Origin of the sequence: Oceanicola granulosus HTCC2516, from assembly GCF_000153305.1 — a bacterium.
Taxonomy (GTDB): domain Bacteria; phylum Pseudomonadota; class Alphaproteobacteria; order Rhodobacterales; family Rhodobacteraceae; genus Oceanicola; species Oceanicola granulosus.
In genome coordinates, this window is the sequence record NZ_CH724107.1 from 630,511 (window position 1) to 655,324 (window position 24,814).

24 protein-coding genes are annotated in these 24,814 nt (G+C 71.3%); 11 read left to right on the forward strand and 13 right to left on the reverse strand.

Features of this window, described 5'->3' with window-relative positions; all coding sequences use genetic code 11:
* Window positions 1-451 precede the first annotated feature (451 nt).
* The 5 genes from OG2516_RS20845 to mnmA all read right to left on the reverse strand — a co-directional run bounded on the left by OG2516_RS20845 (window position 452) and on the right by mnmA (window position 7,216).
* On the reverse strand, window positions 452-574 hold the full coding sequence (locus OG2516_RS20845; RefSeq protein ID WP_007254143.1) for a hypothetical protein: 123 nt from the start codon (window positions 572-574) through the stop codon (window positions 452-454).
* A gap of 103 nt (window positions 575-677) precedes the next feature.
* Window positions 678-2,768: an ATP-dependent DNA helicase RecG gene (recG, locus tag OG2516_RS03045; RefSeq protein WP_007254144.1), complete on the reverse strand. Its 2,091-nt coding sequence runs from the start codon at window positions 2,766-2,768 to the stop codon at window positions 678-680.
* Window positions 2,765-4,984, reverse strand: a complete 2,220-nt coding sequence (ligA, locus tag OG2516_RS03050) for an NAD-dependent DNA ligase LigA (protein WP_007254145.1) — start codon at window positions 4,982-4,984, stop codon at window positions 2,765-2,767. The genes recG and ligA overlap by 4 nt, the downstream gene beginning before the upstream one ends.
* A gap of 180 nt (window positions 4,985-5,164) precedes the next feature.
* Entirely contained in the window at window positions 5,165-6,028 is an 864-nt protein-coding gene (locus OG2516_RS03055) for a hypothetical protein (RefSeq protein ID WP_007254146.1), read from the reverse strand.
* 48 nt (window positions 6,029-6,076) lie between these two features.
* Complete coding sequence (mnmA, locus tag OG2516_RS03060; protein WP_007254147.1) at window positions 6,077-7,216, reverse strand: tRNA 2-thiouridine(34) synthase MnmA; 1,140 nt, start codon at window positions 7,214-7,216, stop codon at window positions 6,077-6,079.
* Window positions 7,217-7,340: 124 nt separating this feature from the next.
* Here mnmA and sciP point away from each other — a divergent pair, with 124 nt between their 5' ends.
* From sciP to OG2516_RS03095, 7 genes are all read left to right on the forward strand, one after another.
* Entirely contained in the window at window positions 7,341-7,619 is a 279-nt protein-coding gene (gene sciP / locus OG2516_RS03065; RefSeq protein WP_040615402.1) for a CtrA inhibitor SciP, read from the forward strand.
* Between the two features lie 91 nt (window positions 7,620-7,710).
* On the forward strand, window positions 7,711-8,427 hold the full coding sequence (gene ctrA / locus OG2516_RS03070) for a response regulator transcription factor CtrA (protein WP_007254149.1): 717 nt from the start codon (window positions 7,711-7,713) through the stop codon (window positions 8,425-8,427).
* A 531-nt stretch (window positions 8,428-8,958) separates the two neighbouring features.
* Window positions 8,959-9,903, forward strand: coding sequence for a homoserine O-succinyltransferase (locus OG2516_RS03075; RefSeq protein WP_007254150.1), 945 nt, complete (start codon window positions 8,959-8,961; stop codon window positions 9,901-9,903).
* A gap of 49 nt (window positions 9,904-9,952) precedes the next feature.
* On the forward strand, window positions 9,953-10,894 hold the full coding sequence (locus tag OG2516_RS03080; RefSeq protein ID WP_007254151.1) for an alpha/beta fold hydrolase: 942 nt from the start codon (window positions 9,953-9,955) through the stop codon (window positions 10,892-10,894).
* Window positions 10,895-10,940: 46 nt separating this feature from the next.
* Window positions 10,941-11,810, forward strand: coding sequence for a polyphosphate kinase 2 (ppk2, locus tag OG2516_RS03085; protein ID WP_007254152.1), 870 nt, complete (start codon window positions 10,941-10,943; stop codon window positions 11,808-11,810).
* On the forward strand, window positions 11,803-12,420 hold the full coding sequence (locus tag OG2516_RS03090; protein WP_007254153.1) for a TetR/AcrR family transcriptional regulator: 618 nt from the start codon (window positions 11,803-11,805) through the stop codon (window positions 12,418-12,420). The genes ppk2 and OG2516_RS03090 overlap by 8 nt, the downstream gene beginning before the upstream one ends.
* Window positions 12,421-12,602: 182 nt before the next feature.
* Window positions 12,603-13,115, forward strand: coding sequence for an acyloxyacyl hydrolase (locus tag OG2516_RS03095; protein WP_007254154.1), 513 nt, complete (start codon window positions 12,603-12,605; stop codon window positions 13,113-13,115).
* Here the strand turns inward: OG2516_RS03095 and OG2516_RS03100 are convergent.
* The 7 genes from OG2516_RS03100 to OG2516_RS03130 all read right to left on the reverse strand — a co-directional run bounded on the left by OG2516_RS03100 (window position 13,112) and on the right by OG2516_RS03130 (window position 19,019).
* Window positions 13,112-14,197 (reverse strand): ABC transporter ATP-binding protein, encoded by a 1,086-nt coding sequence (locus OG2516_RS03100; protein ID WP_007254155.1) that lies wholly within the window; start codon window positions 14,195-14,197, stop codon window positions 13,112-13,114. The two genes, OG2516_RS03095 and OG2516_RS03100, sit on opposite strands and share 4 nt — an antisense overlap.
* Window positions 14,194-14,994: an ABC transporter permease gene (locus OG2516_RS03105; RefSeq protein WP_007254156.1), complete on the reverse strand. Its 801-nt coding sequence runs from the start codon at window positions 14,992-14,994 to the stop codon at window positions 14,194-14,196. Before OG2516_RS03105 ends, OG2516_RS03100 begins: the two co-directional genes overlap by 4 nt.
* Window positions 14,991-15,869 (reverse strand): ABC transporter permease, encoded by an 879-nt coding sequence (locus tag OG2516_RS03110; protein WP_007254157.1) that lies wholly within the window; start codon window positions 15,867-15,869, stop codon window positions 14,991-14,993. The genes OG2516_RS03105 and OG2516_RS03110 overlap by 4 nt, the downstream gene beginning before the upstream one ends.
* A 127-nt stretch (window positions 15,870-15,996) precedes the next feature.
* Window positions 15,997-17,331 carry a dimethylsulfonioproprionate lyase DddP gene (dddP, locus tag OG2516_RS03115; protein WP_007254158.1) on the reverse strand — a complete coding sequence of 445 codons (1,335 nt, stop codon included), beginning with the start codon at window positions 17,329-17,331 and terminating at the stop codon, window positions 15,997-15,999.
* 152 nt (window positions 17,332-17,483) lie between these two features.
* Entirely contained in the window at window positions 17,484-17,984 is a 501-nt protein-coding gene (gene rpsI / locus OG2516_RS03120) for a 30S ribosomal protein S9 (RefSeq protein WP_007254159.1), read from the reverse strand.
* On the reverse strand, window positions 17,984-18,445 hold the full coding sequence (rplM, locus tag OG2516_RS03125; protein WP_007254160.1) for a 50S ribosomal protein L13: 462 nt from the start codon (window positions 18,443-18,445) through the stop codon (window positions 17,984-17,986). Before rplM ends, rpsI begins: the two co-directional genes overlap by 1 nt.
* 148 nt (window positions 18,446-18,593) lie before the next feature.
* A complete protein-coding gene (locus OG2516_RS03130; RefSeq protein ID WP_007254161.1) occupies window positions 18,594-19,019 on the reverse strand; it encodes a PaaI family thioesterase in 426 nt (141 codons plus the stop codon).
* A gap of 76 nt (window positions 19,020-19,095) precedes the next feature.
* Between OG2516_RS03130 and OG2516_RS03135 the strand changes: the two genes are divergently transcribed.
* From OG2516_RS03135 to trpE, 4 genes are read left to right on the forward strand one after another with little or no spacing between them, the layout of a single operon-like run.
* Entirely contained in the window at window positions 19,096-19,497 is a 402-nt protein-coding gene (locus OG2516_RS03135; protein ID WP_007254162.1) for a DoxX family protein, read from the forward strand.
* A gap of 31 nt (window positions 19,498-19,528) precedes the next feature.
* Window positions 19,529-20,695, forward strand: a complete 1,167-nt coding sequence (locus OG2516_RS03140; RefSeq protein ID WP_040614932.1) for an aminotransferase — start codon at window positions 19,529-19,531, stop codon at window positions 20,693-20,695.
* Window positions 20,696-20,748: 53 nt separating this feature from the next.
* A complete protein-coding gene (locus tag OG2516_RS03145) occupies window positions 20,749-22,590 on the forward strand; it encodes a peptidylprolyl isomerase (RefSeq protein WP_007254164.1) in 1,842 nt (613 codons plus the stop codon).
* A gap of 4 nt (window positions 22,591-22,594) precedes the next feature.
* Window positions 22,595-24,106, forward strand: coding sequence for an anthranilate synthase component I (gene trpE / locus OG2516_RS03150; protein WP_007254165.1), 1,512 nt, complete (start codon window positions 22,595-22,597; stop codon window positions 24,104-24,106).
* A 47-nt stretch (window positions 24,107-24,153) separates the two neighbouring features.
* Here the strand turns inward: trpE and OG2516_RS03155 are convergent, their stop codons facing one another.
* Entirely contained in the window at window positions 24,154-24,723 is a 570-nt protein-coding gene (locus OG2516_RS03155) for a hypothetical protein (protein WP_007254166.1), read from the reverse strand.
* Window positions 24,724-24,814: the final 91 nt, after the last annotated feature.

The following is a 24,814-nucleotide window of genomic DNA, read 5'->3' on the forward strand; positions in this document are numbered from 1 at the left end:
CGAACCCCGGCCTACGCAGGCTTGTCACCCGGCCGCCGCGCGCGGCCCACCGTCCGCCGCCGGGCTGAAGCCCGGCCTACGCACACGAGTCGCGTCGGCCACCGTACGCGGCCCACCGTCGGCGGCCGGGCTGAAGCCCGGCCTACGCACGCGGGGCACCCCGGCCGCCGCCGGGCTGAAGCCCGGCCTACGCGCGCGTGGTGCCCCGGCCGCCACCGTCCGCCGCTCGGTCTACGGGCGCCGCGCACGCCGGCGCCAAAGAAAAAGCCGCCGCGCATCACGAGGGATGGCGGCGGCAGGGAAAGCCGTCTCGCGTGGGACCCGGACCCGCCGGCGGGGGAGGCAACCCCGTGGACCGACGGGACAGGCAGGTCGGTCCGATGGGCACGCGCCCGGGACAGGTGGGCGGCGTGCGGTGGCGGGTCGGCGCGAGAGGCCGGGCAGTCGGCAGTCAGACCAGTCCGGGCAGGGACAGGGCGACGAACAGGATCACCATGAGGGAAGCCGCGCCGAGACTGTCGGCAAGCAGCGTGTCTCTGCTGTGGAACACCGCGCGCTTGAGGTCCTTGGCCATTGGTGCGTCTCCCTCCGTGTCTGTTGCCGCTTTGTTCCCATACCCCGGCGTCAGTGTAAAGAACTAAATGGGAACAAACGCGAACAAATTGCTCCCGGGTCTCTTAGCCGACCGTAATTAGCCGGATCGCCTTGTCCTGCTCCATCAGCCACAGGAGCATCCTGACCGCCTGCCCGCGCTCGCTCGACAGGTCGGGATCGTCATGCAGCAGCTTGCGCGCATCCGACTGCGCGACGGCCATCAGCGCCGCCTGCCGCTCGACATCGCCGATGCGGAAGCGCGGCAGGCCAGACTGGGCGGTGCCGATCAGGTCGCCCGCGCCGCGCATGGCGAGATCCTCCTCGGCGATGCGGAAGCCGTCCTCCGTCTCGCGCAGGATCTCGAGGCGGCGGCGGCCGGTCTCGGAGAGCGGCGGGCGGTAGAGGAGCAGGCAGGTCGAGGCCGCCGCGCCGCGCCCGACCCGGCCGCGCAGCTGGTGGAGCTGGGCGAGGCCGAAGCTCTCGGCGCCCTCGATCACCATGATCGACGCCTCGGGCACGTCGACCCCCACCTCGATCACCGTCGTCGCCACCAGCACCTGCGCGCGCCCGGCGGCGAAGTCGGCCATGGCGGCATCCTTCTGCGCCGGGGGCATCTGGCCGTGCACCAGGGTCACCACCCCCTCGCCGAGCGCCGCGCGCAGCATCTTGTGGCGCGCCTCGGCGGCGGTGAGCTCGGAGACCTCGCTCTCGTCGACCAGCGGGCACACCCAGTAGGCCCGCCGCCCCTCGGCGAGCGCCCGGCGCAGCGACACCACGACCTCGTCGATGCGCCCCGCCGAGATCATCGAGGTCTTGATCGGCAGCCGGCCGGCGGGCTTCTCGTCGAGGATCGAAACGTCCATGTCGCCATACTGGGCCAGCGACAGCGAGCGCGGGATCGGGGTCGCGGTCATCACCAGCACGTCGGCGCGCGCGCCCTTCGCGCCGAGTTCCATCCGCTGCGCGACGCCGAAGCGGTGCTGTTCGTCGACCACCGCGAGGCGCAGGTCGGCGAAGGTGACGTCCTTCTGGAACACGGCGTGGGTGCCGACCAGCACGTCGATCTCGCCGGCGGCCAGCGCCGTGAGCTTGTCGTCCCGCACGCGCCCCTTGTCGCGGCCGGTGAGCAGCTCGAGCCGGATCCCCGCCGAGGCGGCGAGCGGGCGCAGGCCCTCGTGGTGCTGGCGGGCGAGGATCTCGGTGGGGGCCATCATCACCCCCTGCCCGCCCGCCTCGACCGCGACCAGCAGCGCCATCAGCGCCACCAGCGTCTTGCCGGCGCCGACGTCGCCCTGGAGCAGGCGGTTCATCCGGGTCTCGGCGGCCATGTCGGCGGCGATCTCCGAGATGGCGCGGGTCTGGGCGCCGGTGGGCGCGTAGGGCAGCGCGGCGAGCACCCGCTCGCGCAGCGCGCCGTCGCCCGCCGTCGCACGGCCCCGGCCCCGGCGCATCGAGGCGCGGGCGAGCGCGAGGGTGATCTGGTGGGCGAGGAACTCGTCGTACGCCAGCCGCCGGCGCGCCGGATCGGTCGGCGCGAGCGCCGCGCCGGAGGCGGGCGCGTGGGCGGCATGGAGCGCGGCGTGCCAGCTCGGCCAGCCCTCGCGCAGCATCAGGCCGGGATCGATCCACTCCGCCAGCCGGGGCGCCCGCTCGAGCGCCGAGCGGGTGGCGCGCCACATCAGCTTCTGCGTCACCCCGCCAGAGAGCGGGTAGACCGGCTCGTAGGACGGCAGCGCCTCGGCCTCGGCGCGGGTGACGATGTGGTCGGGATGGACCATCTGCGCTATGCCGTCGAACAGCTCGACCTTGCCCGACACGATCCGCCGCTGCCCGGTCGGAAGCTGCTTGCGCATCCACTCGCCGCGGGCGCGGAAGAACACGAGCTGGAAGTCGGTCTCCGCGTCGCGCACGGTAACGCGGTAGGGCCGCGACGGCCCGGAGGGCGGGTGGTGCGCGCCGATCTCCACCTCGACCGTCGCGGTGGCCGGCGGCACCACCTCGCGCACCGTGGCGCGCAGGGTGCGGTCGATGCCCGAATGGGGCAGCGTGAAGAGCATGTCGCGCGGCTTCCCGATCCCCGCGCCGGCGAGCGCCTTGGCGGTCTTCGGGCCGATGCCGTCGAGCTCGGAGAGGTCGGCGAACAGCGGCCAGAGCGGCTCGGGCCGGCCGCTCACGCCCCGATCAGCGCGAGCCACGCGTCCTCGTCAATGGTCTCGATGCCGAGCTCTGCGGCCTTCTTGCCCTTGCTCCCCGCCCCCGGCCCCGCGACGACGAGATCGGTCTTGGCGCTGACCGAGCCCGAGACCTTAGCGCCGAGCGCCTCGGCGCGGGCCTTCGCCTCGGCGCGGGTCATCTTCTCGAGGCTGCCGGTGAAGACGATGGTCTTGCCGGCGACGGGGCTGTCGGTCGCCACCTGCTCGGCGGGCTCGATGGTCAGCCCGGCGGCGAGGCGGTCGATGGAGGCGCGCTCGGCCTCCTGCGCCATGGTCAGCACCAGGCTCCGGGCGACGGTGGCGCCGATGCCCTCGATGCCGACGATCTCGTCCCACGCGGCGCGCGCCCCCTCGGGCAGCGGCGGCTCGGCCCAGACCCTGTCGCGCACCTCCGCCAGCCGCGCGCGGCGGCCCTCGTCCCTGGCCGCCGCGCGCTCGGCGAGCAGCGCGGCCTCGGCGGCCTGCACCCGGTGGGCGGCGGGGGCGGCGGCGTCGACGGTGGCGACGAGCGCCTCCCAGGTGGAGAAGTGGCGCGCGAGATCGGAGGCGGCGACCTCGCCCACGTGGCGGATGCCGAGCGCGAAGACCAGCCGGGCGAGCGCGATGGTGCGCCGCTCCTCGATGGCGTCGAACAGGTTCTCGGCCGACTTCTCGCCCCAGCCCTCGCGGTTCTTGAGCTGGGTCAGCTTGCCCGGCCCGTAGCGGTCGCGCAGGGTGAAGATGTCGGCGGGCTCGGTGATCCACTCGTCGTGGTAGAACTGCTCGACCTGCTTGGCGCCCAGCCCCTCGATGTCGAAGGCGGCGCGGGAGACGAAGTGCTTGAGCTTCTCGACCGCCTGGGCCGGGCAGACCAGCCCGCCGGTGCAGCGCCGCACCGCGTCGCCCTCCTCGCGCACCGCCTCCGAGCCGCATTCCGGACAGGTCTCGGGGAAGACGTAAGGCGCGGCGTCGGCGGGCCGCTGCGCCAGGTCGACGTCGGCGACCTTCGGGATCACGTCACCGGCGCGGTAGACCTGCACCCAGTCGCCCTCGCGGATGTCCTTGCCGCCGCGGATCTCGTCGCCCGAGGCGGCGCGGCCGGCGATGTAGTCCTCGTTGTGCAGCGTCGCGTTGGAGACGACGACGCCGCCCACCGTCACCGGCGTCAGCCGCGCGACCGGGCTCAGCGCGCCGGTGCGGCCGACCTGGATCTCGATTCGCTCAAGCCGGGTCCAGGCCAGTTCGGCGGGGAACTTGTGGGCCGTCGCCCAACGCGGGGTGGTCGAGCGGAAGCCGAGCCGGGACTGCAGGGCGAGGTCGTCGACCTTGTAGACGACGCCGTCGATGTCGTAGCCGAGCGTGGCGCGCTGCGCCTCGATGGCGCGGTAGTGGGCGATCATCTTGTCGGGCCCGTCGCAGAGCCGGGTCAGCGGGTTCACCTGGAAACCCAGCGCGCCGAGCCGCTCGATCGCGCCCATCTGGGTCTCGGCCAGCGGCGCCGACAGCTCGCCCCACGCATAGGCGAAGAAGCGCAGCGGACGCGCGCGGGTGATCTCCGGGTCGAGCTGGCGCAGCGAGCCGGCGGCGGCGTTCCTCGGGTTGGCGAAGGTCTTGCCCGCCGCCTCGGACTGGCGGGCGTTGAGGGCGGCGAAGTCGGCGTGGCTCATGTAGACCTCGCCGCGCACCTCGAGCACGTCGGGCGCGCCCTCTAGCCGATCGGGGATGTCGTCGATGGTGCGGGCGTTGTCGGTGACGTTCTCGCCCGTCGTGCCGTCGCCGCGCGTCGCCGCCTGCACGAGCCGGCCGTCCTCGTAGCGCAGCGACAGCGACAGCCCGTCGATCTTGGGCTCGGCGGTGTAGCGCAGGGGGGCGTCGGCGGCGAGGCCGAGGTAGCGGCGCACGCCGTCGTCGAAGTCGCGGATGTCGGCCTCCTCGAAGGCGTTTAACAGCGACAGCATCCGCACCCGGTGCGTCACCTTGCCGAACCCCGCCGCCGGGGCCGCGCCGACCTGCCCGGTGGGGCTGTCGGCCCGCATCAGCTCGGGAAAGCGCGCCTCGAGGGCGGCGTTGCGCCGCTTGAGCGCGTCGTAGGCGGCGTCGTCCATGATCGGCGCGTCGGCGCCGTGGTAGGCGGCGTCGGCGGCGGCGAGTTCGGCGGCGAGCCGCGCCAGTTCCGCCGTGGCCTCCTCGGGGCTCATCCGGTCGAGATCGTCGTCAGCGCTCAAGGTGGCCTCCCGGCGGCGTTTCGGGGCTCATGGTTAGGTCGCCCCGCCGGCGCCGTCCAGTCCGGGCGCGCCGCGCCGCGGGGGCGGCGGGGGGTGGCGAGGGCGGAGCCTCCGGCGGGGATATTTGCAGGACAGAGACGGGGGCGGCGGCGCTCAACTCGCGCGGCGGTCGAGGGCGTCGGCGACGAGGGCGGTGATGTCGGCCTCGTCGCGCACCTCGGCGACGTCGGAGGCCTCCAGCGTGACGCCCCAGCGCGCCATGCCCGCGTAGAGCGGCTCGCGGTGCGCCATGGCGCGGGCGTAGGTCCAGCGGATGAAGGCGTCCGGGTCGACCGCCCCCGGGGCGGTGCCGGTCTCGGCGAGGTAGGCCGACCAGCAGGCCTCGAGGAAGGCCGGGGCGTAGTACATCGGCTTGGGCGCCCTGTCGAAGCGGCGCACCAGCGCGTCGGTGTGGGCCTCGCTGCCACGGATCCAGACCATGAGCAGGCGCTCGGAAAGATGGGTCAGGATCGGATCGGCCGGGTCGTCGGGGTCGACGACCTCGCAGATCGAGCCGCCGGTGTCGCAGACGAAGTGCGGATAGCCGTAGAGGCTCCCGGCGCGGTCGATGAAGTGGCCGGTGTCGAGCAGGGCGGCAGTCTCGGCGTCGCGGTGCTCGGCCTGGCGGCGGACGTAGTCGGCGAACGGCAGCCCGCCGCGGGCCGGGTCGCCGGGCTTGCCGAGATAGGTGGAGAGCGGGGCGAGGTTGTCGAAGGTGATGTTGGAGCCGATGTAGATCGAATCGGTCATCAGCAGCTCGCGCAGCAGCGGCACCCTCATCGCCTCGCGCTTGGCGTTGTCAGCGATCAGCTCGCCCATGTAGCGGGTGCCGATGCGGTAGTCGATCGAGTAGTGGAACCAGTCGCCCCCCTCGCGCAGCATCGCCGCGAGGCGGGTCTTGCCGAGGCCGGACATGCCGAAGAACAGCAGGCGCTTGTGGGCGGCACCGCGCCAGGCGGCGGAGGAATCGTAGATCATGCCCCGAGGGTTAGGGGCGCGGGCGGCGCTGCGCCAGTGCGAAGTTGCTTAGTGGCCGCGCCAGATCCAGCCGCCGCCGAGCACCCGGGTGCCGCCGGTCTCGTAGAACACGCAGGCCTGCCCCGGCGAGACGCCTTCCTCGGGCGTCAGCAGCTCGACCTCGGCCTCGGTGGCGCTGATCGGGCGCAGCAGCGCCTCGGTCGGCGGGCGGGTGGAGCGGACCTTGACCGAGATCTCGCGCGGGCCGCCCTCGAGGAAGCCGCCATCGCCGAGCCAGTTGATCTCGCGCACCGGCACCGTGCGGGTGGCGAGCAGCTCCTTGGGGCCCACGACCACGCGGCGGGTGTCGACGTCGAGCTTCACCACGTAGAGCGGATCGGCGAGGCCGCCGATGCCGAGCCCGCGCCGCTGGCCGATCGTGTAGTGGATCAGCCCGCGGTGGGTGCCGAGCACGCGTCCCTCGGTGTCGACGATGTCGCCCGGCTCGGCCGCGCCCGGGCGCAGCTTCTCGATGACGCTGGCGTAATTGCCGTTGGGCACGAAGCAGATGTCCTGGCTGTCGGGCTTGTCGGCGACCGGCAGGCCGTGGCGGCCGGCGAGCGCGCGGGTCTCGGCCTTGGAGGCGAGGTGGCCGAGCGGGAAGCGCAGGTAGGCGAGCTGCTCGGGGGTGGTCGAGAACAGGAAGTAGGACTGGTCGCGCGCGGCATCGGCGGCGCTGTGCAGCTCGGGGCCGTGGGCGCCCATCTTGCGCTGGATGTAGTGGCCCGTCGCCATGCAGTCGGCGTCGAGATCGCGGGCGGTCTCGAGCAGGTCCTTGAACTTCACGCGCTCGTTGCAGCGGATGCAGGGCACCGGCGTCGCCCCGGCGAGGTAGCTGTCGGCGAACTCGTCGATCACCGCGTCCTTGAAGACGTTCTCGTAGTCGAGCACGTAGTGGGGAAAGCCCATCTCCTCGGCCACGCGGCGCGCGTCGTGGATGTCGCGGCCGGCGCAGCAGGCGCCCTTCCTGGCCAGCGCCGCGCCGTGATCGTAGAGCTGCAGCGTCACGCCGACCACGTCGTAGCCCTCGCGGGCGAGCTCGGCGGCGACGACGGACGAATCCACGCCGCCCGACATCGCCACGACGACGCGCGTCTGGGCCGGCGGCTTGGCGAAACCGAGCGAATTCAGGGGCTGATCGAGGGGCATGGACGACTCCGCGGCGAAGAGCGCGGAATATAGGAAAATGCAAGACATTCTCAACCCCCCGCTTCACGCCTGCTTAAGGCTGCTGCGGCATGGTGGCCGCGAGACGAAGGAGCGGGAGTGCGGGATGTATCTGCGCAAGATCGAGGGGCCGAGATCGGTCCGGCTGCCGGACGGCACGGTGATGACACGGGCGGACCTGCCGCCGGAGACGACGGTGCGCTGGGTCGCGTCGCGCAAGGCGGCGGTGGTCCGGGCGGTTGCCTTCGGGCTGGTCACGCGCGAGCATGCGCTGGAGACCTACGGGCTGTCGGAGGAGGAGTTCGAGGGGTGGGAGCGTGCGGTGGAGGCGCACGGGGAGGCCGCCCTGCGCACCACGGCGTTGCAGAAGTATAGACAACTCTAGGTAGATCGTGCCATCGTGTACCACACGGTAACGTTGGGTTAACCTCTTTGCGCGATGAAGGGGCTCGGGACCGGAGAAGAGGAGATAGCGGATGCGTGTCTTGCTTGTTGAAGACGATCCGACCACGTCGCGGAGCATCGAGCTGATGCTCACCCACGCCAACCTGAACGTCTACGCGACGGACCTCGGCGAAGAGGGTATCGATCTTGCCAAGCTCTACGACTACGACCTGATCCTGCTCGACCTCAACCTGCCCGACATGAACGGGCTCGAGGTCCTGCGCCAGCTGCGCCTCGCGCGGATCGAGACGCCGATCCTGGTGCTCACCGGCGACGACGGCACCGAGAGCAAGCTGCGCAGCTTCGGTTTCGGGGCCGACGATTACCTCACCAAGCCGTTCCACCGCGAAGAGCTCGTCGCGCGCATCCACGCCATCATCCGCCGCTCGAAGGGGCACGCCCAGTCGATCATCAAGACGGGGCGCATCCTGGTGAATCTCGACGCCAAGACGGTGGAGGTCGACGGCGTGCCGGTCCACCTGACGGGCAAGGAATACCAGATGTTCGAGCTGCTCTCGCTGCGCAAGGGCACCACGCTGACGAAGGAGATGTTCCTCAACCACCTCTACGGCGGCATGGACGAGCCCGAGCTGAAGATCATCGACGTCTTCATCTGCAAGCTGCGCAAGAAGCTCGCCACCGCCACCGACGGCGAGAACTACATCGAGACGGTCTGGGGCCGCGGCTACGTCCTGCGCGACCCCGAGCCCGAGGCGTTCACCCCCGAGCGGGTGGCGATCGGCGCGTGACGCGGGCGGGGCCGGGCTGTCGTGCGCGGCGCGGAGCGGCGCGGCGGGGAGCGGTTCCTCGGGCCGGGCCGTAGGGCGGGCTTCAGCCCGCCTCCCCCTGCGCCACCAATTATACGCGGGTCGTTCATCACAGACCGGGATCAGGAGCAGACGACGCCGCTCGTCGAGCTAGCCCGGATGACGGGCTTCGGCCCACCTTCCCCTCCGCCACCCGTGATCGGCGGGTCGTCCATCAGAGACCGGATCAGGAGGAGATGACGCGGCCCGTCGATATACCCTGTCTGGCGGCTTCCGCCCGCCTCCCCCGAGGCCACCGGGCATCGGCGCATCGTCCATAAGAGACCGAAACCAGAGATACGGCGGCCCGTCACTGCACCCGGCTGGCGGGCTGAAGCCCGCCCTACGGCGGCCCGACAGCCCACCCTCAGCCGCCAGTCGCCTCCGGCTCCACGCGCGCCGCCGTCTCCACCCCGTCCCTTGAGACCTCCCGCACTTTTGCCTACCTCTCCGAGGGCCCATCCGGAGAGACCGATGCCCATCACCCTGCCGTCCGACCTGCCCGCCTACAACGTCCTCTCGCGCGAGGGGGTGATGGTGATGGACGAGGGCCAGGCCGCGCACCAGGATATCCGTCCGCTCCGGATCGGCCTGCTCAACCTGATGCCCAAGAAGATCCAGACCGAGACGCAGTTCGCCCGGCTGATCGGCGCGACGCCGCTGCAGATCGACTTCCAGCTCATCCGCATGAGCGCGCACCAGGCCAAGACCACCGCCGCCGAGCACATGGAGGCCTTCTACCGCCCCTTCGACGAGGTCGCGGCGAGCGGCGAGACCTACGACGGGCTCGTCATCACCGGCGCGCCCATCGAGCACCTGCCGTTCGAGGAGGTGACCTACTGGGACGAGCTGAAACAGGTCTTCGACTGGACCCAGACCAACGTCCACTCCACCTTCGGCGTCTGCTGGGGCGGGATGGCGATGATCAACCACTTCCACGGCGTGAAGAAGCACATGCTGCCGGCGAAGTCCTTCGGCTGCTACCGCCACCAGACCCTCGCCCCCGACAGCCCCTACCTGCGCGGCTTCTCCGACGATTGCGTCATCCCCGTCTCGCGCTGGACGGAGGTGCGGCGCGAGGAGATCGCGGCGCGGCCGGGGCTCGAGATCCTGATCGACAGCACCGACACCGGCCCCTGCCTCGTGCAGGACAAGGCGCACCGCGCGCTCTACATCTTCAATCACCTCGAGTATGACAGCCACACCCTCAAGGAGGAGTACGACCGCGACGCCGCGCGCGGCGAGGTGGTCGGGGTGCCGTGCAACTACTATCCCGGCGACGACCCCGCGCAGGTGCCGCTCAACCGCTGGCGCAGCCACGCACACCTGCTGTTCGGCAACTGGATCTCCGAGATCTACCTTACCACCCCGTTCGACATGACCCAGATCGGCCGCAGCACCACCGATCTGCGCGGCTGAGGAAACTTCCCGGCCCCGCCCTCGTGGCTGTGCGCGAAAGGAGCCTGTGATGAAGCTCGCCCTGTTGCTGCTGCTGGCCGTCGTCGCCGCCGGCCTCGCCACCCGCTACCGCGCCTCCGAGCGCGAGTCCGCCGCCGAAGCGGCCTATCCGCCGACGGGCGAGCTGGTGGAGATCGACGACACCACCGTACACGCCGTGATCATGGGCGAGGGCCCGGACCTCGTGCTGATCCACGGCTCGTCGGGAAACACGCGCGACTTCACCTTCCGGCTCGCGCCGATGCTCGCCGAGCGCTACCGCGTCATCATCTTCGACCGCCCCGGCCTCGGCTACACCGACCGGCTCGAGGGCGACGAGGGCATCGTCGCGCAGGCCGCGCTGCTGCAGCAGGCCGCCGCGGCGCTGGGCGCCGAGCGCCCAATCGTGCTCGGCCAGAGCTACGGCGGCGCGGTGGCGCTCGCCTGGGGCGTGACGCGGCCCGACAGCCTCGCCGCGCTGGTCACCGTCTCGGCCCCCTCGCAGCGCTGGGACGGCCCCCTGCCCTGGCTCTACCGGATCAATTCGTCCGCGCTCGGCCGCATCGCCGTGCCGCTCATCACCGCCTGGGTGCCGCGCAGCTATGTCACCGAGGCCATCGAGTCGATCTTCGCCCCGCAGGACATGCCCGAGGGCTACGCCGAGCACATCGGCGCCGGGCTGACTCTGCGGCGCGAGTCGCTGCGCGCTAACGCCGCCCACCGCGCGACGCTGAAGGAAGAGCTCGCCGCCCTCGCCCCGCGCTACGGCGAGATCGACGTGCCGCTCGAGATCGTCCACGGCACCGCCGACAACACCGTCCCCTTCCGCATCCACGCCACCCCGCTCGCCGAGGCCGTCGACGGTGCCAACCTCGTCGCGCTCGAGGGGATCGGCCACGTGCCCCACAACGTTGTGCCCGACGCTGTCGCCGCCGCCGTCGACCGCGCCGCGGCGCGCGCCGGATTGCGCTGAGGAGGCTGGGCCGCAATAAGGGACGAGGACCGCACGGAGTGACCCCATGAGCCTGCCCTTCGACGGCGCCATCACCGCCTTCCTCGAAGACGATGCCCCCGGCGAGATCCGCGAGGCGATCCGCCGCGCCGGCAAGAAGGACATCCTGTCCGACCGCTACCCCTACGACAGCGCCATGCCGCGCGCCGCCTACGAGGACGCGATGGCCGACCTGCAGGAGGAGCTGGTGCGGCTGCAGGCGGCGGTGAAGGCCGAAGGCAAGCGCGTCGTCGTGGTCTTCGAGGGCCGCGACGCCGCCGGCAAGGGCGGCACGATCAAGCGGCTGCGCGAGAACCTCAACCCGCGCGTCGCCCGGCTCGTCGCGCTGGGCAAGCCGTCCGACACCGAGGCCGGTCAATGGTACTTCCAGCGTTACGTGGAGCACCTGCCGACGGCGGGTGAGCTGGTGCTGTTCGACCGCTCCTGGTACAATCGCGGGGTGGTGGAGAAGGTCTTCGGCTTCTGCACCGACGCTGAGCGCGAGCGCTTCTTCCACCAGCTCCCCGATTTCGAGTCGATGCTCGTCGACGAGGGCATCACGCTGGTCAAGCTCTGGCTCAACGTGGGCCGCGCCGAGCAGCTGCGCCGCTTCCTCAAGCGCGAGCGCGATCCGCTGAAGCAGTGGAAGCTGTCGTGGATCGACGTGGAGGGGCTGAAGAAGTGGGACGCCTACAGCGCCGCCATCGGCGAGACGCTGGAGCGCTCGCACACGCAGGCCGCGCCCTGGACCATCGTGCGCTCCGACGACAAGCGCCGGGCGCGGCTGGCGGCGATCCGCACGGTGCTGAGCGCGATCGACTACACCGGGAAGCGGCCCGAGAAGATCGGCGACATCGACGCCCGGATCTGCGGCGGTCCCGACATCTGGGATGCCTAAGCGCGGCTATCACCACGGCAATCTGCGCCAGGCGCTCGTCGACGCCAGCCTGACCCTCATCGAGGAGAAGGGTCCGACCGGCTTCACCCTGTCGGAGGCCGCCAAGCAGGCCGGCGTCACGCCCGCCGCCGTCTACCGCCATTTCGAGGGCCGCGAAGACCTGATCGCCGAGGCGGCGCGGCAGGGCTACGAGATCTTCGCCGACCTCATGGAGCACGCCTACGAGTCCGGCCAGCCCTCGGCGCTGGGCGCGTTCGAGGCGACGGGGCGGGCCTACCTCGCCTTCGCGCGCAAGTTCCCGGGCCACTACGTGGCGATGTTCGAGAGCGGCATCTCGATCCAGCGCAACGCCGAGCTGCACGCGGTCGCGGTGCGCGGGCTCGGGGTTCTCGAGCGCGCCGCGGCGGACCTGTCGCGCCATATCCCCGAAGACCGCCGCCCGCCGCCGCAGATGTTCTCGGCGCATATCTGGGCGATGAGCCACGGGGTCGTGGAGCTGTTCGCGCGCGGCTCGCCGGGGACCCGGTCGCCGTTTCCGCCGGAGGACCTGCTGGAGACCGGGATCGGGGTCTACCTGCGCGGGCTGGGGCTGTTGGAGCGGGATGCCTGAGGGGGGCGCGGGCCGAGGCGTGGGGCCGGCCTCCGGCGGGGATATTTGCAGGACAGAGATTTGGGCCGCGCGCGCGGGCGACGCGGGCGGGACACAGCCGGGCGGGGGGACGTCCGGGGGTGCTTGCGGGCGGGAGGCGCTGCGCCTTAAGTCGCCGGTGACTTCGGATTTGGAGACTCGTCATGGACGGAACGATCGCGCTCGTCTTCCTGCTCACCGGCCTCGCCGACATGAGGCTGAACCACTGCGCAACCGGCTGCCTCGCGCCTGAGCCGGTGACGCCGCGGCTGTCGTTCCAGGTTGCGAACCTCGAGTTCCAGGAGGAGAGCATCGGCGGCGAGATCTTCGCCGACTACGCCACCGGCGAGGCGCGCGGGCCGTTCCAGCCCGTCGTCGGGTTCTCCTATTCCAGCGAGAACAGCGCCTGGCTCGGCTTCGGGCTGCGCACGGCCATGCCGCTCTTCGACACCGGGCTCGTCGCCGAGGGCGCGCTGATGCCGGGCTTCCACGCCACCGGCGACGGGCCCTATCTCGGCGGCAGCCTGCAATTCCGCTCCTCGCTCGGGATGTCCTACGAGTTCATCAACGAGGCGCGGGTGGGGGTGTACTACGACCACCGCTCCAACGCCGACATCAACCGGGTCAACCCGGGGCTGGAGACGTTCGGCTTCCGGCTGTCGGTGCCGCTGAACTAGCGCGCGAGCAGCACCAGCGCGCGCTCGTCCCAGGCGACGCGCGCGGGCGCGCCGACCTCGAGCACCGGGCGTCCGATCAGGTTCTTCATGGAGATGTTGAGCGGCGCATCGTGGCCGGGGATGCGCACGTCGTAGTAGGTCATGTCGCCGTAATAGACGACCTCGTCGACCACGCCATCGACGACCCGGCCCGGCGCGCTCTCGCCCTCGAACAGGATCGCCAGCGTCTCGGGCCGGATGCCGACCGTCGCCGCGCCGGCGGGCACGCCGCCGGGGGCCTGGCTGGCGGGCACCTCGCAGCGGCCGAGGCCGGCGACGTCGAGCGCGACGCGCGCGCCCGCGGGGGCGATGGTGGCGTCGAGGAAATTCATCATCCCGATGAAGGCCGCGACGCGGCGGCTCACGGGGCGGCGGTAGAGCGTCTCGGGGTCGTCGAGCTGGCCGATCTCGCCCTCGAACATCACCGCGATGCGGTCCGACATCACCAGCGCCTCCTCCTGGTCGTGGGTCACCAGGATGAAGGTGATCCCGACCTCGCGCTGCAGCCGCATCAGCTCGACCTGCATCTGCTCGCGCATCTTCTTGTCGAGCGCCGAGAGCGGCTCGTCGAGCAGCAGCACCTTGGGCTCGAGGATCAGCGCGCGGGCCAGCGCCACCCGCTGGCGCTGGCCGCCCGAGAGCGCGTTGGCGCGGCGGTTGCCGTAGCCCGCGAGCCCGACCATCTCGAGCGCCTCGCCCACCGCGCGGGCCTTGTCGGCGCGCGCGCGCTTGTCCCGGCGCAGGCCGAAGCCCACGTTCTCGGCGACGGAGAGGTGCGGGAAGATCGCGTAGGACTGGAACACCATGTTGGTGGGCCGGTGATGCGCCTCGACCCGCTTCATGTCGCGCCCGTCGATGGTCAGGCTGCCGCTGCTGGCGTCCTCGAAGCCGGCGATGGTGCGCAGCAGGGTGGTCTTGCCGCAGCCCGACGGCCCGAGCAGCGAGAAGAACTCGCCCTGCCGGATGGTCAGGTCGATGCCGCGCAGGGCGTGGTAGTCGCCGTAATACTTGTGGACGCCCGAGAGCGTGATCAGGTCGGTCAAAGGAACCCTCCGGTGTCCCTGAGCCCCGCCCGGGCGAGGCCTCGGCGGCGGTAGAACTCGGCGATGGTCAGAAGCAGGATCGACAGCGCGACGAGGATGGTGCCGAGCGCCATCACCACCGGCAGTTTCTCGGGAAAGCGCAGCAGCCCCCAGATGTAGACCGGCATCGTCGGCGTGTTGCCCGACAGGAAGAAGGCGATGATGAACTCGTCGAGTGAGATGGTGAAGGAGATCAGCAGCGACGACACGATCCCCGGCGTCACCAGCGGCAGGGTGATCAGCCGGAACGCCCCCCAGCGGGTCTCGCCGAGGTCGATCGCCGCCTCCTCCATCGAGGGGTCGAGATTGGCGAAGGCGCCGTTGAGGATGGCGATGCAGAACGGCGTGCAGATCAGCGTGTGGGCCAGGATGATGGTCCAGTTCGACAGGCCGAGGTCGAGCACCTGCACCACCACGACCAGCAGCGAGACCGCGACGATGATCTCGGGCAGCACCAGCGGCAGCATGATGAAGCCCATCACCCCGCGCTTGCCGGGAAAGCTCGCCATGGTGCCGGCGCGGGCGGCGCAGAGGCCGAGGCAGGTGGCGAGGATCGCCGACAGCACCGCGATGAACAGCGACGCCTGCACCGCGTCGTGCAGCGCCGCGGTGCGGCCGAGCTCGCCGAACCACTCGGTGGTGAAGCCCTGCAGCGGGAAGGCGATGATGGTGCCGTCGTTGAAGGCGAAGACCGGCAGCAGCAGGATCGGCGCGTAGAGGAACACCAGGTAGGCGATGGCGTAGAGGCGCAGGCTCATTTTCCGTCTCCCCCGAGCCAGCGCCGGTTCAGCCACACGAAGCCGAGCGCGATCACGGTGACGCAGACCATCGCGATCAGCGCCAGGGCCGCGCCGAGCGGGGCGTTGTTGAGCCGCAGGAACTGGGTCTGGATCATGTTGGCGATCATCAGCCCGTCGGGCCCGCCGACGAGGCGCGGGGTGACGTAGTCGCCGATCGTGGGGATGAACACGATCAGCACCGCCGCCACCACGCCGGGCATCGCCAGCGGCAGCGTCACCCGGAAGAACGTCGTCGACCGGCTCTCGCCGAGATCGCGGCTCGCCTCGAGCAGCGAGCGGTCGATCTTCTCCAGCGCCACGAAGATCGGCAGGATCGCGAAGGGCGCGAAGGCGTGGGCGAGCGTGATCACCACTGCGTTGGCGTTGTAGAGGATGAAGGTCAGCGGCTCGTCGATCAGCCCGAGCCCGGTGAGCGAGGTGTTGAGCACGCCGTTGTAGCCGAGGATCACCTTCCAGAGGAACACCCGGATCAGGTAGCTGGTCCAGAACGGGATGGTGATCAGGAACAGCCACAGCGACTTGCGGTGCGGCGGCAGGTGGAAGCTGACGAAATAGGCGATTGGAAAGGCCAGCACCACCGTCGCCACGGTCACCGTCGCCGAGATCGCCAGGCTGCGGAGGATCAGCTGGGTGTAGATCGGCTGGGTCAGCGCCTCGCGGTAGTTGGCGAGGGTGAAGCTCGTGTCGATGGTCAGGAAGTCCTGGGTCCAGAACGAGAACAGCACGATGGCGCCGAGCGGCAGCGCCAGCAGCAGGATCGCGTAGAGGAACGGCACCGAGATCAGCGCCACGCTGCGCCGGACCTCGCGAGTCACCCCGAACCTCTGCGCCATCTCGTCTCCCCGGCCAAAGCGTGGGGGGAAGGAAATCTCGCTGGCGCAGAAAGATCAATGGCAAACGCGGCGGGAGGGCCGAGGGCGGCCCCTGCCCTCGCATGCAGTACCGGCGCGGCGGGGCGCGCTAGCCGCCGAGGCGGGGGTCGAAGGGATAGCGCGTGAGGTTCTCGACGCCGGTCTCGGTGATCAGCACCTGGTCCTCGAGCTTGATCGAGAAATTCGCCCCCGGCGCGCTCACCAGCGCCTCGACGCAGAGGGTCATCCCCGGCTCGAGCGGGTAGTCGAACGCGCCCTCGACCAGGGCGTCGGGATAGGCGACGAGGGGCCACTCGTCGCACAGGCCCACGCCGTGCATCAGGCAGCCGTATTTCTGCGCCTGGTATTGCTCGGGCAGCACGTGCGCGGCGCGGCTGATGTCGGGCAGGTTCGCCCCGGGGCGCAGCAGCGCCATGTTGGCGGCGAGGTGCTCGCGCGCGACGCGGTAGGCCTCGACCATGTCGGGCCGCGCCGGGCCGTCGCCGATCCACCAGCTGCGCGAGATGTCCGAGCAGATGCCGTAGGCGCCGACGAGGTCCGTGTCGAAGGCGACGATCTCGTTCTCGCGCACGATGCGGGGGCCGCATTCCTGAAACCAGGGGTTGGTGCGCGGGCCGGAGGTGAGCAGCCGGGTCTCGATCCACTCGCCGCCGCGGCGGATGTTCTCGGCGTGCAGCACCGCCCAGATGTCGTCCTCGCTGACCCCGCCGCGCGGCACCTCGGTGCGGGCGAAGTCCTCCATCCGCGCCACGGCGGCCTCGCAGGCATGGAGCGCGCAGCGCATGGCGCGGATCTCGTCGGGCCCCTTCACCGCGCGGCTCTTCTCGGTGACCTCCTCGCCGGGCACCACCTCCAGGCCTTGCGCCTCGAGCGCCCGCAGCCCGTGCAGCATCACCTTGTCCACCGCCAGCCGCCGGCCCTCGCCGTGGGCGGCGAGCAGCAGCCGCACCTCGTTGGCGAAGCTGTCGGCGGCGAGGTCGATGCGGTCGCCGCGGTCGAAGTAGAACAGGTCCGCCCCCGAGCGCGCCTCGCGCACCAGCGGGTTGAAGGCCGACAGGAACGGCGAGTTGCGGTAATCCCAGATCACCATGTAGCCGTCGGCGCAGAGCAGCACCGCGCGGAACGGGTTGTGGCTGTTCCAGAGCTGCATGTTGGTGGAATCGGTGGCGTAGCGGATGTTGAGCGGGTCGAACATCAGCAGCCCCGCGAGGCCCCGCGCCTGCACGTGTGCGGTGAGCCGCTCCCAGCGGTAGCGGCGCATCGCCGGCAGGTCGGGCAGCTCCAGCCCCGCCGCCGCCCATTCCGCGCAGGCGAGCCGGGTCGGGCCGATCTCGATGCGGTCGTCGTCGTCGGGCGTGTCGTCGCCGGGCCGGGGAGCGCAGCTGGGATCGATCTTGCGGCTGTCGCGGTAATGCAGGTTCATCGCGGCCCTCCCGTCCTTCCCCGAGGCTGCGCCCGGGGCGGCGGGCCCGTCCGGCCGGTTTGCGACGCCGCGCGCCGCGAACGGACCTCGGGCGGCGCAAAGAAGAAGGGCGGCCCCGAGGGACCGCCCTTCTCGAACAGATGTCGTACCGATCAGCGCTTGGAGAACTGGAACGAGCGGCGGGCCTTGGCCTTGCCGTACTTCTTGCGCTCGACCACGCGGCTGTCGCGGGTGAGGAAGCCGGCGGCCTTGAGCGCGCCGCGCAGGGACGGGTCGTAGAGCTGCAGGGCCTTGGAGATGCCGTGCTTGACCGCGCCGGCCTGGCCGGAGAGGCCGCCGCCCTTGACGGTGGCCTGGACGTCGAACTGGCCTTCGACGCCGGCGACCTGGAACGGCTGGCGCAGGATCATCTGCAGCACCGGGCGCGCGAAATACTCGCTGTAGTCGATGAAGTTCCCCTTGTGGTCGCGGATCAGGAACTTGCCGGAGCCCGGCTTGATCCAGACGCGGGCGACGGCGTCCTTGCGCTTGCCGGTCGCGTAGGAGCGGCCGTACTCGTCGCGGACGGGCTCGCGCGGGGTTTCCGGCTCGGCCTGGGGCAGGCCCTCGGCGACCTGGCCGAGCTCTTCGAGGGAAGTGACTTGTTCGGCCATTACGCGGTCCTCGTGTTCTTCTTGTTCATGGACTTGACGTCCAGAACTTCGGGCTTCTGGGCCTCCATGCCGTGCTCGGCACCGGCGAAGACGCGCAGGTGGGTCATCTGCTTGCGGCTCAGGCGGTTGCCCGGGAGCATGCGCTTGACGGCCTGCATGACGACGCGCTCGGGGTGGGCGCCTTCGAGGATCTGGCCCGTGGTGCGCGACTTGATGCCGCCCGGGTAGCCGGTGTGCCAGTAGTTGGGCTTGTTGCGCTTGTTGCCCGTCAGCTGCACCTTGTCGGCGTTGATGACGATGACGTTGTCGCCCATGTCCATGTGCGGGGTGAAGCTCGGCTTGTGCTTGCCGCGCAGCCGGGTGGCGACGATCGACGCGAGACGGCCGAGGACGACGCCTTCGGCGTCGATCACGATCCACTTCTTGTCGATGTCCGCCGGGGTAGCGGTGAAAGTTTTCATGTCGGGTCCTGGATGTGGCAAGCGCGCCTCGTGGGAGACGCGCGGGTACGTTCGGATGAGCGGGTTATAGCCATGCCTTCGCGCCAGTCAAGCGGCGCGACGCCGGAAATACGAAGCCAAAACAACAGCTTGAGATTATGGTACCATTTTACCCCATCGCGGGTGGGATCGAGTAGGTCAGCGACGCCCGCGCCACCGGGGCGGCGACGCCGTCGGAGTGGATAAGCGCGTCGCCCACCGCCAGCACCCGGCCGAGCTTGAGCAGCCGCACCTCGGCGACGAGGTCGGCGCCGGCGGCGGGCTTGCGCATGAAGTCCACCGAGCAACTCGTCGTCACCGCCAGCGCCACCGGCCCGACCATCGCCAGGATCGCGAGGTAGACGCCGACGTCGGCGAGGCCGAACATCGCCGGCCCCGACACCGTGCCACCCGGCCGCAGGTGGCGCTCGTCGATCAGCATGCGCAGCCGCAGCGCCATCGGCGCGACCGACTCGATGCGCAGCTGGTCGGCGACCTGCGGAAAGTCGCGGGCGAGAAAGGCGGTGAGCCCGTCGGCGTCCAGTTGCAGCTCCATGGCGCGGACCTTGCCGGGCGATCACCGTCTCGGCAAGCGGCCTCGACGCGCGGGCGCGGCGGCATATCTCGGCCCCATGCACACCCCCTCCCCCGACTGGCGCGACGCCGCCGCCCTCGCCGCCCGCCTGCTGCTGGCGGTGCTGTTCCTGGGCGGTGCCGTGCAGAAGCTGGTCAGCCCCGGCGACGCGATCGGGCTGCTCACCGACCGGGGCCTGCCGACGCTGCTCGTCTGGCCCGCCCTCGCCTTCAATGCCGCCGCCGGGCTGGCGCTGGTGCTCGGCGTGGCGGTGACGCCGACGGCGCTCGCCCTCGCCGCCTATTGCGGCGCGACGAGCCTGTTCCACTTCCTGCCCGACGATCCGTGGCAGATGACGATCTTCGTCAAGAACTGGGCGGTCGCCGGCGGCTGCCTGGCGCTCGCGGCGCTCGGGCCGGGCCGCTTCGCGCTGCCCTTGCGGATCCCGCGCGGGCGGTGAACAAGGGCCTCGCAGCAGGGAGGCCCGCCAGATGTCGAGAACCGAACAGACCTTCGCCCCACCGGTCATGGAAGCCCGTCGCTGGCTTCAGGGCGCGACCTTCCCGCCCGAGCGGCCGCTGCTGAACGTCAGCCAGGCCGCGCCGGTCGATCCGCCCCCAGAGCCGATGCGGCGGGCGATGGCGGAGATGGTGCTCAACGAAGCCGGTTCGCACCTCTACGGCCCCGTCCTCGGCCTGCCCGCCCTGCGCGAGAGGATCGCCGAGACCTGGAGCCGCGCCTACGGCGGCGCCGTCGCGCCCGCGCAGGTGGCGATCACCGCCGGCTGCAACCAGGCCTTCAGCGCCGCGATGTCGGCGATCTGCGGCGAGGGCGACGAGGTGCTGCTGCCGGTGCCCTACTATTTCAACCACGCCATGTGGCTCGAGATGGACGGGCTGCGCCTGGTGCCGCTGCCCACCGGCGACGACCTGCTGCCCGACCCCGAGGACGCCGCGCGCCGCATCACCGAGCGCACCCGCGCCATCGTCCTCGTCACGCCCAACAACCCCGGCGGCGTCGAGTACCCGGCCGACCTGGTGCGCGAATTCTACGAGCTGGCCCGGGCGCGCGGGCTGAAGCTGGTGGTCGACGAGACCTACCGCGACTTCGACAGCCGCAGCGAGGCGCCGCACGACCTCTTCACCGATGCCGACTGGCCCGACACGCTCGTGCAGCTCTACTCCTTCTCGAAGGCCTACCGCCTCACCGGCCACCGCACCGGCGCGATGGTGGCGAGCGAGGCGCTGCTGGCGGAGGCGGAGAAGTTCCTCGACACGGTCGCGATCTGCGCGCCGCAGCTCGGACAGATGGGGGCGCTCTGGGGGATGGAGCACCTCGGCCAGTGGCTCGCTGGCGAGCGCGCCGAGATCCTCGACCGCCGCGCGGCGATGGAGGAGCACTTCTCCGACCTGCCCGGCTGGCGGCTCAGGGGCTGCGGCGCCTATTTCGCCTATGTCGAGCACCCGTTCGACCTGCCCAGCAACGAGGCCGCGCGCCGGCTGGTGAGGGAGGCCGGGGTGCTGCTGCTGCCGGGCACGATGTTCCGCCCCGCCGACGACGGCGCGGGCGCGCGCGAGATGCGCATCGCCTTCGCCAACGTCGACCGCACCGGCATCGCCACGCTGGCCGAGCGCCTCGCGGCGGTGCGGCTCACTTGAACACCCCGCACGCGCACCATAGAGAAGTCCGGACGCGCGAAGGAGACAAGCAAATGGCGAAGAATTCCGCGAAGACCGTCGCGACCTGGGTGATCCTGGGTCTGCTGTTCTTTGGCCTGATCGGCTTCGGGGCGACGGGGCTGAGCGGCAACGTGCGCACCCTCGGCAGCGTCGGCGAGAAGGAAATCGCCATCCAGGATTACGCCCGCGAGCTGAACCGCCAGATCAACCAGCTCCAGCAGCAGACCGGCCAGACCCTCACCTTCTCCGAGGTCGAGCAGTTCGGCATCGACCGCATGGTGCTGTCGTCGCTGATCTCGCGCCGCACCCTCGACAACGAGGCCGCCGAGCTCGGCCTGTCCGCCGGCGACGGCCGCGTCGCCGCCGAGGTGCGCGCCAGCCCCGCCTTCCAGGGCCTCGACGGCAGCTTCGACCGGGAGGGCTACAAGTTCGCGCTCGACCGCAACGGCCTGACCGAGGGCGAGTACGAAAGCGAGATCCGCGAGCAGCTCGCCCGCGGCCTGCTGCAGCGCGCCGTCGTCGCCGCCATCCCCGAATCCGACACCTACGCCGACGTCATCGCCGCCTATCTCGGCGAGACCCGTAGCTTCGTCTGGGCCGAACTCGACGAGGACGACCTCGCCGAGCCGATCCCCGAGCCGACCGATGCCGAGCTGCAGGCCTACTACGAGGCCAACCTCGACGCCTTCACCCGCCCCGAGACCCGCGAGATCACCTACGCGGCGCTCACGCCCGACATGATCCTCGACGACGTGGAGGTCGACCGGGCCGACCTGCAGGCGCTCTACGACGAGCGCATCGACGACTACGTCCGCCCCGAGCGGCGCCTCGTCGAGCGGCTGATCTTCCCCGACGAGGACGCCGCCGCGGCCGCCCTGGCGCGCATCGAGAGCGGCGAGAGCGACTTCGACAGCGAGGTGCGCGCCCGCGGCCTCGACCTCGCCGACATCGACCTCGGCGACGTGGCGCAGGACCGGCTCGGCGCGGCCGGCGAGGCGGTGTTCGCCGCCCGGCCCGGCGACGTCGTCGGCCCGCACCCGACCGATCTCGGCCCGGCTCTGTTCCGCATGAACGCGGTGCTGCCCGCCCAGGAGGTGCCGCTCGAGGAGGCCGAGGCCGACCTGCGCGTCGAGCTCGCCGCCGACGTGGCGCGGCGCCGGGTCCAGTCGGTCGGCGAGGAGATCGCCGACCTCATCGCCGGCGGCGCCACCCTCGAGGACCTCTCCGAGCGCACCGACCTCGAGCTCGGCACCCTAACCTATACCGACGACAGCCGCGACGGCCTCGCCGCCTACGCCGCGTTCCGCGCCGAGGCCGCCTCGGCCCGGCCAGAAGACTTCCCCGAGCTGGTCGAGCTCGAGGACGGCGGCATCTTCGCGCTGCGCGTCGACGAGGTTCGCGAGCCCGCGCCGATCCCGCTCGAGGAGACCCGCGAGGCGGTTGCCGCCGCCTGGCGCGAGGCGCAGCGCAGCGAGCGCCTGCTCGCCCGCGCCGAGGAAATGGCCGCCACCATCGAGGAGACCGGCCGCTTCACCGACCAGATGCCCGCCCCCATCGCCGAGATCGGCGTCGACCGCCGCGCGGTCATCGGCGGCACGCCGCCGGGCTTCGTCGCGCAGGTGTTCGAGATGGAAGAGGGCGAGGCCCGGGCCGTCGAGACGGAAAGCGGCGCCATCGTGGTCCAGCTGCGCGGCACCCGCGCCGCCTACCCCGACAACGCCCGCGTCGCCGCCGACGCCGCGACGCTCGCCGAGCGCGCCCAGGGCGGCGTGGTGCAGGACATCTTCGACGTCTTCACCCGCGCCGTGCAGACCTCGACGGAGGTCCGGCTCGACCAGTCCGCCGTCGAGGCGGTCAACGCCACCTTCCGCTGAGACCATGGCCCTGACCCCCGACTTCGAGACCTTCCGCGCCGGCTTCGAGGCGGGGCGGAACCAGCTGATCTACACCCGCCTCGCGGCCGATCTCGACACGCCGGTGTCGCTGATGCTCAAGCTGTCGGACGCGGGCAGGCACGCCTTCATGCTCGAGAGCGTCACCGGCGGCGAGGTCCGCGGGCGCTACTCGATCATCGGCATGAACCCCGACCTGATCTGGGAGTGCCGCGGCGAGACCTCGCGGCTCAACCGCGCCGCCCGCTACGACGACGACGCCTTCGAGACGCTCGACGGCCACCCGCTCGACACCCTGCGCGCGTTGCTCGCCGAGAGCCGCATCGAGCTGCCCGACGACCTGCCCGCCGCCTCGGCCGGGCTGTTCGGCTACCTGGGCTACGACATGATCCGCCTCGTCGAGCGCCTGCCCGACGTCCCCGCCGACCCGCTCGGCCTGCCCGACGCGCTGCTGCTGCGCCCCTCGGTGATCGCGGTGCTCGACGGGGTGAAGGGCGAAGTCATCCTCTGCGCCCCCGCCTGGGCCGGCGGCGAGCAGTCGGCGCGCGCCGCCTACGCCCAGGCCGCCGAGCGGGTAATGGACGCGCAGCGCGCGCTCGACCGGCCCGTCGCGCTCGCCGGCCGTGCCCTCGGCGACACCCGGCCCGCCGCGCCGCCGCGCTCGAACTTCACGCCCGAGGGCTACCGGGCGGCGGTGGAGAAGGCCAAGGACTACATCCGTGCCGGCGACATCTTCCAGGTGGTGCCGTCGCAACGCTGGGCGCAGGAATTCCGCGAGCCGCCCTTCGCGCTCTACCGCTCGCTGCGCCGCACCAACCCGTCGCCGTTCATGTTCTTCTTCAACTTCGGCGGCTTCCAGGTCGTCGGCGCGAGCCCCGAGATCCTCGTGCGGGTCTTCGGCGACGAGGTCACCGTACGCCCCATCGCCGGCACCCGCCCGCGCGGCGCGACGCCCGAGGAAGACCGCGCCAACGAGGCCGAGCTGCTCGCCGACAAGAAGGAGCTGGCCGAGCACCTGATGCTCCTCGACCTGGGCCGCAACGACGCCGGCCGGGTGTCGAAGATCGGCACCGTGCGCCCGACCGAACAATTCGTCATCGAGCGCTACAGCCACGTGATGCACATCGTGTCCAACGTCGTCGGCGAGCTCGCCGAGGGCGAGGACGCGCTGTCGGCCCTGCTCGCCGGCCTGCCGGCGGGCACGGTGTCGGGCGCGCCCAAGGTGCGGGCGATGGAGATCATCGACGAACTGGAGCCGGAGAAGCGCGGCGTCTACGGCGGCGGCGTCGGCTACTTCAGCGCCGGCGGCGACATGGACATGTGCATCGCGCTGCGCACTGCGGTGGTGCAGGACGAGACGCTCTACATCCAGGCCGGCGGCGGGGTGGTCTACGACAGCGACCCGGAGGCCGAGTACCAGGAGACGGTGCACAAATCCAACGCCATCCGCCGCGCCGCCGAAGACGCCACCAAGTTCCGCGGCGACGGCAACCGTTAGTCCCGCGGCTCCGTAGGCCGGGCTTCAGCCCGGCCCACCGCCCCAACTTATCCCCGCAGGAACATCACCGGCGCCACGTCCGCCTCGTTCGTCGTCGTCTCGAGCAGCCCCTTGTAGGGCGCGAGGGTGAGGCGCGGGGCCGCCGGATCGGCCAGCACGATGCCGCAGCGCCCGGGCGGCGCCGGCAGCAGCACCCAGCGCCCATCGGGCTCGTCTTCGCCCGCCGGCCCCGTCTGCACCGCCTGGTTCCATCCGCTTCCGGCGCGCCGCAGCCACAGGTCCGGCCCGGCCCCGGCGCGCTTCAGCCGCACCACGTCGCCCGGCGCGAGGCATTGGCCGAGCCGCGCGGCATCCTCGGGCACGATGATCCAGCCCGCCCCGCGTGCGGGGTCCATGACGACGGCCTCCGGCGCGCCGAACCCGGCCGCGGCGAGCCCGGCGGAGGGCGCCTCGCCCCAGAACAGGTTCCAGCCGGGAAACCACGCCTTCACCGTCTCGCCGTGCCGCGCCGCCCGCCAGGCGCTGGCCTCGCCGAGCGGCAGCCGCGGGAGCGCCCGGCAGGTCACCATGCCCGGCACGAGGAATGCCTCGCGCCGTATCTCCGTCGTGCTCTTCATCGTGATCCCCCTCCTCGGTCGGGCGGCGAAACTGGCAGCAGCGCCGTGTGAGGAGGTTTGGGGAGGCTGGCGGAGCTATCCAAGCTCCGCA